Consider the following 11359-nt stretch of genomic DNA (forward strand, 5'->3'; position numbering starts at 1 on the left):
GGAGGATCGGGGCGTGCTGCTGGCCATCCTCGGAGCGATCGCGAGTGCTCTCGCGTACGGCTTCGCCTCGATCCTCCAGGCTCTCGGCGTACGAGGCCGCCCCCTGCTGTACGCCGTCGGCCTCGGGCTCGACGGGGTCGGGTTCCTCACCTCCCTGGCCGCGTTGCACTCGCTGCCGCTCTTCGTGGTCGAGGCGATGATCGCCTCCAGCGTCGCTGTCACGGCCCTGGCCGCCGTACCGCTGCTGGGTGCCCACCTGGGCCGGCGCGAGGGGCTGGCCCTGCTCGGGGTCGGGGCGGGACTGATCGGCCTGGCCGCCGGCGCCGACTCCGGCACTGCGTCGGGCCTGAGCCATCTGGGCGCCACCGTGCTGCTGGTGCTGATGGTGCCGCTGGCCGGGCTGCTGGGCTGGGCGGTGCTGGCGATGCGCCACACCACCGGCTCGGGGCACTCGGCTGCGGGCTCCGGCCTGGGCGTGCTGCTCGCCTTGGTGGCGGGCCTCGGCTTCGCCGGCACCGGGATCGCCGCCCGCGTCTTCGCCGTTCCTGACCGTTGGCTGGACCTGCTGACGATGCCGTCGGTGTGGGCGCTGGCCGGCTACGGGGCGATCTCGATGGTCGCCTTCGGGCTGGCACTGACCCGGGCGAGCGTCACCTCCGTCGCCGCGATCACCTTCGTGATCGAGACCGTCGGGCCGTCGGCGATCGGCGTGGCCTGGCTCGGCGACGGGGTCAGGCCGGGCTGGTGGCCGGTGATCGTGCTCAGCCTGGTGGCGGCGCTGGCGGGCTGTCTGGGGCTCGCGCGGTTCGCCGACCCGCCCACCGCGACCTTGGAGAACGTCCTCAGATCGTGAGGGTGACGGCCGACAGGGGACGTGAGCGACGGACTGCTCACCCCTGCCGACGGACCGGCCCACCCCCTGAGCACGACGGGACCCCTCATGCCCTTCTCCGAGCACCAGGTGATCCGCGCCGGCGCGACCGCCCCGCTCGAGGCACTGCCCACCCCCGACCTGCCCCGCGGCGAGGTCGAGCAGAGCGAGCTGGCCCGCACCGTCCTGGGCGAGATCGCCGACACCGCGCGGGCCGAGGCCCACGCCCAGGGGTACGCCGTCGGGTGGGCGCAGGGCCGCCGCGAGGCCCAGCGGGTAGCCGACCAGACCGCCGCCGAGGTCGAGGTGCTGCGCCAGGCCGCCGACGCCCGCCGTGCCGTCGAGCATGCCGAGGCGGTCGACGCCCTGGGCCGTGCCGCCGATCAGGTCCGCGGTCTGCTGGCCACGCTGTGCGCGACCATCGAGGAGCAGTCCACCGAGCTGGCCTGGGCCCTGACCGAGGCGCTGATGGAGCGTGAGGTCCAGGTGGCGCCCGCTGCCGACGTCGTACGCCGGGTGCTGACCGTCCTGCCTCCGGTGCCGGTCGCCACCGTCCGCCTCCCCACCGCCCTTGCCGCCGACCCTGCCGTCGCCGACCTCGCCGCCCGCGGCCTCCAGATCCACCCCGACCCGACCCTGGGCCCGGCCGACGCGCTGGTCGAGGCCAATGGCGCCGTCACCGATCTGCGGATCACCTCGGCGATGGAACGGGTCAAGGCAGTCCTGCTCTGATGGCGATCCTGACCGACCAGCACGTCCACGACGCCCTCTCCGCGGCCCGACCGCTCGCGCTCGGCACGGTCGTCGAGATCGTCGGCCTGCACCTGGTGATCACCGGGCTGCCCGCGGCGGTCGGCGACCTGGTGGAGATCAACGGCTCCCTGCTCGCCGAGGTCGCCGCGCTGCGTCCCGACTCGATGATCTGCCTGCCGCTGGGCACGACGGTCGGTGTGAAGGTCGGCGACTTCGTCCGCCACACCGGCGGCCCGCTGCGGATCGGGGTCGGCGATGCCCTGCTCGGCCGGGTGCTCGACGGGCTGGGGCGTCCGATCGACGGCGGCCCCGCCCTCGACTCCCTCCCCCGGGTCAGTGTGGAGAACGCCGCACCGGGGGCACTGAAGCGTCCCCGGATCGAGGATCCGGTTTTGCTCGGCGTACGCGCTCTGGATGCGCTCACCCCCTGTGGTCTGGGTCAGCGGATCGGGATCATGGCGGGCTCGGGCGTCGGCAAGTCGTCGCTGATGTCGATGATCGCCCGTGGCACCTCGGCCGACGTCAACGTGATCGCCCTGGTCGGTGAGCGGGGTCGCGAGGTCCGCGAGTTCATCGACAACGACCTCGGCCCCGAGGGCCTGGCCCGCTCGGTCGTGGTGGTGGCGACCTCGGACGCCCCCGCGGTGGAGCGGCTGCGCAGCGCCTTCGTCGCCACCCGGATCGCGGAGTCCTTCCGCGACGCCGGCAAGAACGTCGTGCTGATGATGGATTCGCTGACCCGGGTCGCGATGGCCCAGCGCGAGATCGGTCTGTCGGCCGGGGAGCCGCCGGCGACCCGTGGCTACCCGCCCAGCGTCTTCGGGACCATGCCGCGGCTGCTGGAGCGGGCTGGCACCTCACCGGACGGCTCGATCACCGGGCTCTACTCGGTGCTGGTCGAGGGCGACGACCTGCAGGACCCGATCGGCGACACCGCCCGATCGATCCTGGACGGCCACATCGTGCTCTCGCGCTCGCTGGCCACCGCAGGGCACTTCCCCGCGATCGACGTCCTGGAGTCGATCTCTCGACTCCAGTCCACCGTCACCACCCCCGAGCAGCAGGCCGACGCCCGCCGTCTGCGCCAGCTGCTGGCCGCACACCGCAACGTCAAGGAGCTGGTCGAGATCGGCGCGTACGCCGCCGGCTCCGACCCCACGGCCGACGAGGCCCTGGAGCTGATGCCCCAGATCAACGCCTTCCTGTGCCAGCGGATGGACGAGCCGCCGGCCGACACCTGGGCGGCCCTGCACCACCTGCTACACCGCCCGGTCGTCCTGCCCTAGTCCTTCTCCGACGCCGCCTTCTCTTCCGCCGTGGCCTTCTTCCGCGCGAAGCGACCATAGACGTAGACGAACGGCATGAACGGCGCCAGGAACCCCGCTATATAGAAGAGTCCCCACGTCGTGGCGAGCGAGGTCGGACGGTTGTCCACCTCGGCCCGGTCGGCGAGGTAGTTGTAGGCCCACCACCACAAGAGACACTCTCCCAGGAAGACCAGCACACCCAGCGCCACCGGCATCACGGATCTCCTCTGCGTGCCACGTCACCTGTCCGCACCGAGCGGGACCGTTCGTACAGTTCCAGCACCCCGGTCACCGCTGTCACGCTCGTCAGCGGGACGTCCCCGTTTCGCAGTTGCCTCAGCATCCTTCACTCCCCCGGTCCGTTCCAGCAGACCTTAGGGATGCCGATCTGACCGCGCAGTGCTTCACCTCCCCGATCCGACCTCCGCGACGAGAAGTTGTGCTGAGTGTGACAAAAAAGCAGCGTGACCGGCACGGTCGACAGCCGAGGCGGCGGTCACCTCCGGCCCCGCCACCACAGCCAGCCTCGACTCACCAGCGCAATGAGAAGGACGCCCAGGAGGACGGCGGGAATCATGCCGAACCACGTCCGGAGGTCCGGGAAGGCAGCGAACCACGCTGCACACACCCCCACCGAGAAGACAAAGGTGATGACGTAGCGATACATGAGGCCTCCCACTCGAATCCTTACTCCAACAGACATCAGGAATGCCGAAACAACCACGCGGCCCGCTCCCCAGAGCCGACACGACGATCGCGCCGCAGTTCCTGCACGTCGCGACTGCGCAAGTGGGACCTTGAACCATTCTTCAGGTCCGCGACGACAAGGACCACACCTAACGCCGCCGCCGGCACCCAAACAAAGGCAGCCAGATGCCCTATGGAGACATGGAAGAAGTACGCCAGAACCAGACTCAGGGTGTACGCAGAGAAGACGGCAGAGGCGACGTCCTTGACGAGGGTCCATGCCATCCGGGAATCATCAAGGGAGTCGCTTTCAGCCCAACCCCCATGTGACATCAGCCTCTGACACATATGCACAAATGGAACGAATGCGGAAAACATCCCGGAGAGGTAGAGGAGGCCCACTGTGCTCGCGAGCGAAAATTCATCGTCGTTCCGTCGTTCCCGGTCGGCCAAGAAGCCGTAAGCCCAGCACCAGAGAACTAATTGGATTGCCACTTGAATGACCACAAGCAACGTTGCCTCCTCCCAACAACCGTTGCGCGCTGTTCGGCCTTTCCACGACCAGTCGAGCTGCCAGTGACGCGCGCCGGCCTTGAAGGTGGATGAGAAGCGCCACGCAAGACCGACGTTGCATGATGGATCGTCGCTGTCCCCCACAATCCGCTCATCGTTCGCTCCCATCAGACCCTGCGCAGCAGATCAGCGTGCCACGGCAACCTTGGGTGGCTGCCGAAGCCACCGGACAGCGATGGCGACCAAGAACCTGATCCCAATACAAGAAGTTGTGCCTCGCGTCACAAAAAGCGAAGGCGCCGGGGCAGTTCCACCACGCGGGATGAACTGGACCCGCGACACCCCATACGTCCCCTCACCCAGACCCGGGACCCCAATCGGGACCCCCACCCGGCTCAGGTCGTTGGGAGGGCCGCCGAAGGGTCAGGTCGAGCGACGGACCGCTCACCCCCTGCCGACGGATCGGCAAGCCCCTGATCGACCCTGCCTGGGCGATCCCTGCGATGAAGGCTGTACGCCGTGTCCGTGCGCGTTGACCTCGATCCCGGCCTCCGGGCCGTCGAACGGGTCCGTGGTGTCGAGGAGTCAGCGACCCTCCTCGAGCTCCAGCACGCCCTGAGCGAGCAGTCAGCCCGCGAGGCCCGGCTTGCCCAGCTCCAGGCGCAGCTGCGTGCCGCGTCCAGCCTGGAGTCCGAGATCCTCGGCGCAGGCACCCCCGGTGCCCTGCTGACCCTACGGATGTCGCTCAGTCAGCTCAACGACTCCCTGGTGATCGCCCGCGAGGAGATCGCCGAGGCCACCGAGGTCACCTCGGCCGCCCGGACGCGGTGGGAGGGCGCCAAGACCCGGCTCTCCGCCGTCGAGCAGCTGCTCGCCCGCCGTGCCGCCGAGCGCCGTCTGGCCCGCGAGCGCAAGCTCGCCAAGGAGGCCGACGACCTCGCCGGCCAGACCTGGCTCCGCGCCCGCACCGCCCACGACTCCACCCCGCACCACAACGCCCAGGAGGGCACCCGATGAGCGTCACGTCCGTGATGGACCGCATCCAGGCGATCGAGGCCCAGATCGAGCAGCTCAGCAGCCTGACCTCCTCGGACAGTTCGAGCACCTTCAGCACCGAGCTCAACAGCGCCCTGGGGACCACCTCGACGACCGGGACCAGCACCACCCTGGGCCGCGCCACCACCTCCAGCGAGGTCAGCGCCGCTCAGCAGCAGGTGATCTCGGCGGCCGAGTCCGCGCTCGGGGTGCCCTACGTCTGGGGTGGCAACTCGCTCAGCACCGGCGTGGACTGCTCCGGCCTGGTGCAGCAGGCCTACAAGGCCATCGGGATCGACCTGCCGCGGCTCTCGGCCGACCAGGCCAAGTCCGGCACCGCCGTCAGCTCCCTGGCCGACGCCCAGCCCGGCGACCTGCTCGCCTGGGACAACTCCAGCCGCAACAACGGTGCCGACCACATCGCGATCTACCTAGGCAACGGCAAGATGATCGAGGCCCCGCGCACCGGCCTGGACGTCCGCATCGTCGACGTGCCCTCGACGCCGGACTACATCCGCCGCGTGATCGGCACCACTGGCACCTCGACCACCACGGGCAGCACCGCGACGTCGACCCGTACGACGACCGGCGACGCCACCGCCGCCGCGGTACGGGCCGCGATCGGCTCGGAGTCGGTCGCCACGTCCCGGTCGGCGTACGACCTCCAGGCTCTCTTCGCGGGGCTGAGCTGATGACGACCCTGCCCGCCGTCTCCACCATCCTGCCGACGCTCCAGCGCACGGCCGCCGAGCCCCGCCAGCGCCCCTCGGCGCGCTCGGGCGAGGGCGCCCAGAGCGGCACCCGCGCCACCCGTGACCAGTCCCACCGGGCCCAGAAGGCCGACGAGACCGAGCGCGACAGCACCGACGCCACCGAGCCCAAGGCCGCCGGCCAGGACTTCCTCGCCGCGCTTGAGGCCGCCCTCGGTGCCTCCACCACTCCGAGCCCCGCGACGCCGCCGACGGCCGCAGCGGCGACCGGAGCCGGCGACACCACCGTCGCCGCCACGCTCCCGGGCAGCGCCCGCGCCCTCTTCGCGGGGCTGCCCGGGTCCATCTCGGCCACGGTGGGCGACGCCACCGCAGCCGGTACGCCGTCACCCGCGGGCCCCACCGCCGGTGCGACCGGGGCGACCGCCGCAGCCCCGTCGGTGCTGGCGCAGGGGGCGGCCGCGACCGTCGCCGAGAGCGCAGGCAAGACCGACACGGCGTCCGCATCGACCACCCCGGCCACCCCCACCGCCCAGCCGACCGGCACCCTGGCCGGTACCCCACACGGCGTCACGGCCCCGGGCGCGCAGGCCGACGGCACCCAGAACGGCACCACCGGGCAGGGCAGCCAGGGCAGCCAGGGCAGCCAGGGCAGCCAGGGCAGCCAGGGCGACCCGAGCACCACCGGCCAGACCGGTGCCCAGGGCGCCCAGGCCTCCCAGAGCACCGGACCAGCAGGACAGGCAGGCCAGAGCGCCACCGCCCAGCGGAGCACCGACGACACGGCGACCGCCACCGACCCGACCTCGGCGTCGGTCACCTCGGCCGCGGGCGCCACCCTCCCCACCACCACCACCAGCACCGCGACCTCGACGAAGCCGACCGCCACCGAGGCGATGGCCCGCCAGGTCTTCCCCGAGATCACCCGGTTCGCCCAGACCGCGACGCCGGGCACCCACCGGCTCGCCATCACCCTGCACCCCGAGGACCTCGGCGAAGTGAAGGTGACGATGGTGGTCAGGGCCGGGACCCTCCAGGTGCACCTGTCGGCCGACACCCCGGCCGCCCGGGCCGCGCTCGCCAACGGGACCTCGGAGCTGCACCGGATGCTGGAGTTCGCCAGCTCGGCCGACACCCGGGTCGTCGTACGCGATGCGAGCGGTGCCAGCACCGACACCCGCAGCGGTGCAGGCTCGGCCGGCACCGACACCGGCCAGAGCGCGGGCAACCCGCAGGGCGGCCAGAACGGCGGCACCGGGCAGCGTCCCGAGAGCGCCGAGGAGTGGGTCGAGGGCTGGTCCAGCCCGGCCCGGACCGCCCCGACCCGTACCACCTCCACCACCGAGCCGACCACCGTCGGCACGGCCGCCACGACAACCGCCGGTCGCCTCGACCGGTTGATGTGAGGAGCATCGTGACCGTCTCTCCCACCGATACCTTCGCCGCGTCCCTGGCGGCGGCCTCGTCGAGCTCCACCACGTCGAGCACGTCGACGAGCTCGACCGACGACTACGACATGTTCCTCCAGCTCCTGGTGGCCCAGCTCAAGTACCAGGACCCGATGAACCCCACGGACTCGACGCAGTTCCTGTCCCAGAACGCTCAGTTCACCTCGCTGCAGAAGATGGGCGAGCTCAACGACACGATGACGTCGATGCTCTCGGTGCAGTCCTCCTTCGGGTCGACCAACCTGATCGGCAAGACGGTCACCTACGCCAACGCCGACGGCACCACCGGCAGCGGCGTCGCCACCGGCGTCACCTTCTACTCCGGAGGCCCCGTCCTCACCGTCGACGGCAAGGAGGTCGCCGTGTCCCAGGTGATCACCGTCGGCTCCACCGCCTCGTCGGGCACGACCGACACCACCGACACCACCGCCTGATCCTCACCCACCACCAGGAGTCATCCGATGCTTCGTTCACTCTTCGCCGGCATCAGCGGTCTGCGGGTCAACCAGACCATGCTCGACGTCACCGGCAACAACATCGCCAACGCCAACACCACCGGCTTCAAGTCGTCCTCGACCGTCTTCCAGGACACGCTCTCCCAGATGCTGACGGCGGGCTCGAACCCGACCGCCACCAGCGGTGGCACGAACCCGATCCAGATCGGCCTGGGCGTCCAGCTGGCCGCCACGGCGGGGAACTTCACCCAGGGCGCCAACCAGACCACCGGTCGCCCGACCGACATGATGATCAACGGCGACGGCTTCTTCATCCTCGGCTCCGGCGACGTCGCCGCCGGTGGTGCCGCCCCGACGCTGACCTACACCCGCGCGGGCTCGTTCTCGTGGGACAAGACCGGCAACCTGGTCGCCCCCGACGGCAGCTTCGTGATGGGGTACGCCGTCACCGGCTACACCTACACCACCGACCCGGCCACCGGCACGATCACCTCGCAGGCCACCTACGACACGTCGCAGCTGGTCAACCTCAAGCAGGTCGGCACGGTCGCGGCCGAGCCGGGCCCGGGCAACGCCACCCTGACGTCGTACGAGATCGGCTCCGACGGCGTCATCCGGGGTGTGTACGACGACGGCATCCGGCGCGACATGGGCCAGGTCGCCCTCGCCACGTTCACCAACCCGCAGGGCCTGAACAAGGTCGGCGACACCCAGTTCGCCGAGGCCGCCAACTCCGGTGCCGCCCAGATCGGCGCCCCCGGCAGCGCCGGCCACGGCGACCTGACCGTCGGCTCGGTCGAGATGTCCAACGTCGACCTCGCCCAGGAGTTCACCAACCTGATCCTGGCCCAGCGCGGCTTCGAGGCCTCCTCGAAGGTGATCACCACCTCCGACCAGGTCCTGGAGACGCTGGTCAACATCAAGCGCTGACCCTGAGCCGCACCGAGAAGTGTCGGTATCCGCCCGGAGATCCTCGACCGAGGAGGGCGGATCCCGACACTTTTCTGCGTGTTCGGGACGGAAGGCTCAGATCGGGCACCGGCACGCCGAACACGTACCTGAGGGCCACGGACGGCCCCCACCCTGTAGAACGCACAAGGACGGTGCTTGCGATGATCTCGTTGACCCGGCTGTCGGGGACCCAGTTCCTCTTGAACGCCGACCTGATCGAGCGTGTGGACAGCACACCCGACACGGTGATCACCCTGGTCGACGGCACCAAGTACGTCGTCTCAGAGTCGATGGGCGGCGTCCTGGACGCCGTGATCGCCTACCGCGGTGAGATCGTCGCGCTCGGCTCGCTGCTCGACGCCGCGCACTCCTACGCGCAGTCCCTGAGCCACCTGCCCGAGCAGCGCCGTACCGACGGCCGTCACGAGACCAAGCTCGCGGCCGTCAGCCCCCATCCGACCGCCGAGCGGCACACCGCGGAGCAGAGCCCGGGAGAAGCACGATGAAGGATCCCGCCGCCGCGATCGGCATGTCCCTGGCGGTCGTCGTCATCATCGTCGCCAACATCCTCGAGGGCGGCCACCCGACGTCGCTGCTGCTGCTGCCCCCGATGCTGCTGGTGATCGGCACCACCATCCTGGTCAGCATCGCCGGCGGCACGATGGACGACGCCAAGCAGATCGTCCCCAGCCTGAAGAAGGCCTTCACCGCCAAGGTCCCGCCGGCCGGCGACCTCGTCCCGACCGTGGTCTCCCTGGCCGAGACCGCGCGTCGCGAGGGCCTACTCTCCCTGGAGGACCGGCTGCGCGACGTCGAGGACCCGTTCCTGGTCAAGGGCGTCACGATGGCGATCGACGGCACCGACCCCGAGGAGCTCCGCGAGATCCTCGAGGCCGAGGTGCACGCCAAGAAGGCCGAGGACCGCCAGGCCGCCAAGTTCTTCTCCGACTGCGGCGCCTACTCCCCCACGATCGGCATCATCGGCACCGTGATGGGCCTGGTCCACGTGCTGGAGAACCTGGCCGACCCGCAGCACCTCGGCCCCCTCATCGCCAGTGCCTTCGTCGCCACCCTGTGGGGCGTCATGATGGCCAACGTGGTCTGGTTCCCGATCGGGAACCGGGTCAAGCGCGTCGGCCAGCTCGAGACCGCCCGGATGGAGCTCGCCATCGAGGGCATCGCCGCCATCCAGGCCGGCTCCAACCCGCGCCTGGTCGCAGAGAAGCTCAAGTCGCTGCTGCCCGCCGCCCAGCAGGCCGTCGAGGCGGCCTGACGATGGCCGGCCGCAAGCGGCGCTACGCCGAGGAGCACGAGGAGCACGAGGAGGGCTCCGAGCGCTGGCTCGTCACGTACGCCGACATGGTGACGCTGCTGATGGTGCTGTTCATCATCATGTTCGCGATGTCCACCGTGGACACGAAGAAGTACCAGGAGCTCAAGAACGGCCTGGCCAACGGCTTCGGGCACAGCATCAACATCCTCAACGGCGCCAACCCGCAGAACGACGACACCGGGGCGGTCAAGCCCGAGGACACGCCGTTCGGTGCGATGGTGCAGAACCTCACCGCCTCGCAGAAGAGCGAGGTGCAGCGGGTCGTCACGCAGAACCAGGCCGCCCAGGCCGAGCGCGCCACCGCCTCGGCGCAGGCCGAGGTCGACAACCTGACCAAGGTCTGGAGCGAGATCAACAACGCGCTGCGCAAGAAGGGCCTCGGTGACGACGTACGCGCGAAGATCGACTCCCGCGGCCTGGTGATCTCGCTGGTCTCGCGCCATGTCGTGTTCGAGCCCAACCTCGCCACCCTGACCCTGCGCGGCCAGCGCATCCTCAACACGATGGCGCCCGTGCTGCACGAGCTCACCGAGCCGATCGAGATCGACGGCCACACCAACCAGGTGAAGGTGAAGCCGAAGTACTACCCGACCGACTGGGACCTCTCCTCGGCCCGTGCGATCACCGCGCTGCGCTGGCTCAACGAGCACGGTGGGCTGCCGGCCCGCCGGCTCAGCGCCACCGGGTTCGGCCACACCAAGCCGTTGATCGACCCGAAGAAGGCCGGCTCGCAGGAGATCAACAAGCGAGTCGACATCATCGTGCTCTCGCAGGTGCCCGCGGCGACCCGGGAGCGGTTCAACCAGATCCAGAACTCCCTCATATCCACCACGTCGACCTCTGGAGTCACGCCATGACCGTCACCGCCATGCCGAAGAACGAGACCGAAGCCGTGTCGAAGCGGCGTCCGGTCCGTCTGATCGCCTTCATCGTGGTCCTGGTGATCGCCGCTGCCGGAGGCTGGTTCCTGGTCCTCGCGCCGAGCAAGGACCCGAACGCGGCCCCCAAGCCGGGCGTGGTGCAGGCCATCGACTCCCAGCAGATCAACCTCTCCGACGGCCACTACCTGCGGGTCGGGATCGCCCTGCAGCTGACCAAGGACGGCGGCGAGGAGGTCGAGGCGCCCAAGGCGCAGGACGCCACCATCGACGTCTTCAGCGGTCTGTCGATGGCCGACCTGGCCTCCTCGGCCAACCGGGAGAAGTACAAGAACCAGCTGCTGGTGCTGCTCAAGAGCCTCTACGAGGGCAAGGTGATGGGGCTCTACTTCACCGAGTTCGTCACCCAGTAGCGACG

Annotated in this window: 14 protein-coding genes; 12 read left to right on the forward strand and 2 right to left on the reverse strand. The window is 70.0% G+C overall.

All coding sequences use genetic code 11. The annotated features are described in order from the left end of the window. The first annotated feature begins 13 nt into the window (after nucleotides 1–13). The 3 genes from Q1V88_RS16315 to Q1V88_RS16325 all read left to right on the forward strand — a co-directional run bounded on the left by Q1V88_RS16315 (nucleotide 14) and on the right by Q1V88_RS16325 (nucleotide 2910). On the forward strand, nucleotides 14–853 hold the full coding sequence (locus Q1V88_RS16315) for a hypothetical protein (protein ID WP_300682354.1): 840 nt from the start codon (nucleotides 14–16) through the stop codon (nucleotides 851–853). 87 nt (nucleotides 854–940) lie between these two features. Then, the gene (locus Q1V88_RS16320; RefSeq protein ID WP_300682355.1) at nucleotides 941–1603 is read left to right on the forward strand and encodes a hypothetical protein; all 663 of its coding nucleotides are present in this window, start codon (nucleotides 941–943) and stop codon (nucleotides 1601–1603) included. After that, nucleotides 1603–2910, forward strand: a complete 1308-nt coding sequence (locus Q1V88_RS16325; RefSeq protein WP_300682356.1) for a FliI/YscN family ATPase — start codon at nucleotides 1603–1605, stop codon at nucleotides 2908–2910. The genes Q1V88_RS16320 and Q1V88_RS16325 overlap by 1 nt, the downstream gene beginning before the upstream one ends. Here the strand turns inward: Q1V88_RS16325 and Q1V88_RS16330 are convergent. Continuing rightward, nucleotides 2907–3146 carry a hypothetical protein gene (locus Q1V88_RS16330; RefSeq protein ID WP_300682357.1) on the reverse strand — a complete coding sequence of 80 codons (240 nt, stop codon included), beginning with the start codon at nucleotides 3144–3146 and terminating at the stop codon, nucleotides 2907–2909. The genes Q1V88_RS16325 and Q1V88_RS16330 overlap by 4 nt on opposite strands. Before the next feature lie 487 nt (nucleotides 3147–3633). Next, nucleotides 3634–4299, reverse strand: coding sequence for a hypothetical protein (locus tag Q1V88_RS16335; protein WP_300682359.1), 666 nt, complete (start codon nucleotides 4297–4299; stop codon nucleotides 3634–3636). Between the two features lie 351 nt (nucleotides 4300–4650). Between Q1V88_RS16335 and Q1V88_RS16340 the strand changes: the two genes are divergently transcribed. From Q1V88_RS16340 to Q1V88_RS16380, 9 genes are all read left to right on the forward strand, one after another. Next, a complete protein-coding gene (locus tag Q1V88_RS16340) occupies nucleotides 4651–5148 on the forward strand; it encodes a flagellar FliJ family protein (protein ID WP_300682360.1) in 498 nt (165 codons plus the stop codon). Further along, on the forward strand, nucleotides 5145–5858 hold the full coding sequence (locus Q1V88_RS16345) for a C40 family peptidase (protein WP_300682361.1): 714 nt from the start codon (nucleotides 5145–5147) through the stop codon (nucleotides 5856–5858). Before Q1V88_RS16340 ends, Q1V88_RS16345 begins: the two co-directional genes overlap by 4 nt. Continuing rightward, nucleotides 5858–7282: a flagellar hook-length control protein FliK gene (locus tag Q1V88_RS16350; protein ID WP_300682362.1), complete on the forward strand. Its 1425-nt coding sequence runs from the start codon at nucleotides 5858–5860 to the stop codon at nucleotides 7280–7282. The genes Q1V88_RS16345 and Q1V88_RS16350 overlap by 1 nt, the downstream gene beginning before the upstream one ends. A gap of 8 nt (nucleotides 7283–7290) precedes the next feature. Beyond that, nucleotides 7291–7758 carry a flagellar hook capping FlgD N-terminal domain-containing protein gene (locus tag Q1V88_RS16355; RefSeq protein ID WP_300682364.1) on the forward strand — a complete coding sequence of 156 codons (468 nt, stop codon included), beginning with the start codon at nucleotides 7291–7293 and terminating at the stop codon, nucleotides 7756–7758. Between the two features lie 27 nt (nucleotides 7759–7785). Continuing rightward, entirely contained in the window at nucleotides 7786–8709 is a 924-nt protein-coding gene (locus Q1V88_RS16360) for a flagellar hook-basal body complex protein (RefSeq protein ID WP_300682366.1), read from the forward strand. A gap of 182 nt (nucleotides 8710–8891) precedes the next feature. After that, the gene (locus Q1V88_RS16365; RefSeq protein ID WP_300682368.1) at nucleotides 8892–9236 is read left to right on the forward strand and encodes a flagellar FlbD family protein; all 345 of its coding nucleotides are present in this window, start codon (nucleotides 8892–8894) and stop codon (nucleotides 9234–9236) included. Then, entirely contained in the window at nucleotides 9233–10003 is a 771-nt protein-coding gene (locus Q1V88_RS16370; protein ID WP_300682369.1) for a MotA/TolQ/ExbB proton channel family protein, read from the forward strand. The genes Q1V88_RS16365 and Q1V88_RS16370 overlap by 4 nt, the downstream gene beginning before the upstream one ends. A gap of 2 nt (nucleotides 10004–10005) precedes the next feature. Continuing rightward, a complete protein-coding gene (locus tag Q1V88_RS16375; protein ID WP_300682371.1) occupies nucleotides 10006–10920 on the forward strand; it encodes a flagellar motor protein MotB in 915 nt (304 codons plus the stop codon). Further along, nucleotides 10917–11354 (forward strand): flagellar basal body-associated protein FliL, encoded by a 438-nt coding sequence (locus Q1V88_RS16380; RefSeq protein ID WP_300682372.1) that lies wholly within the window; start codon nucleotides 10917–10919, stop codon nucleotides 11352–11354. The genes Q1V88_RS16375 and Q1V88_RS16380 overlap by 4 nt, the downstream gene beginning before the upstream one ends. Nucleotides 11355–11359: the final 5 nt, after the last annotated feature.

Source organism: Nocardioides sp. (genome assembly GCF_030150155.1).
In the GTDB taxonomy this organism is placed as follows: Bacteria; Actinomycetota; Actinomycetes; order Propionibacteriales; family Nocardioidaceae; genus Nocardioides.

Excerpts from the sequence above, each read along its gene's own strand:
- Q1V88_RS16320 (WP_300682355.1), top strand. The coding sequence starts at position 941 with ATGCCCTTCTCCGAGCACCAGGTGATCCGCGCCGGCGCGACCGCCCCG.
- Q1V88_RS16325 (WP_300682356.1), top strand. The coding sequence starts at position 1,603 with ATGGCGATCCTGACCGACCAGCACGTCCACGACGCCCTCTCCGCGGCC.
- Q1V88_RS16330 (WP_300682357.1), bottom strand. The coding sequence starts at position 3,146 with ATGCCGGTGGCGCTGGGTGTGCTGGTCTTCCTGGGAGAGTGTCTCTTG.
- Q1V88_RS16335 (WP_300682359.1), bottom strand. The coding sequence starts at position 4,299 with ATGGGAGCGAACGATGAGCGGATTGTGGGGGACAGCGACGATCCATCA.
- Q1V88_RS16345 (WP_300682361.1), top strand. The coding sequence starts at position 5,145 with ATGAGCGTCACGTCCGTGATGGACCGCATCCAGGCGATCGAGGCCCAG.
- Q1V88_RS16350 (WP_300682362.1), top strand. The coding sequence starts at position 5,858 with ATGACGACCCTGCCCGCCGTCTCCACCATCCTGCCGACGCTCCAGCGC.
- Q1V88_RS16360 (WP_300682366.1), top strand. The coding sequence starts at position 7,786 with ATGCTTCGTTCACTCTTCGCCGGCATCAGCGGTCTGCGGGTCAACCAG.
- Q1V88_RS16365 (WP_300682368.1), top strand. The coding sequence starts at position 8,892 with ATGATCTCGTTGACCCGGCTGTCGGGGACCCAGTTCCTCTTGAACGCC.
- Q1V88_RS16370 (WP_300682369.1), top strand. The coding sequence starts at position 9,233 with ATGAAGGATCCCGCCGCCGCGATCGGCATGTCCCTGGCGGTCGTCGTC.
- Q1V88_RS16375 (WP_300682371.1), top strand. The coding sequence starts at position 10,006 with ATGGCCGGCCGCAAGCGGCGCTACGCCGAGGAGCACGAGGAGCACGAG.
- Q1V88_RS16380 (WP_300682372.1), top strand. The coding sequence starts at position 10,917 with ATGACCGTCACCGCCATGCCGAAGAACGAGACCGAAGCCGTGTCGAAG.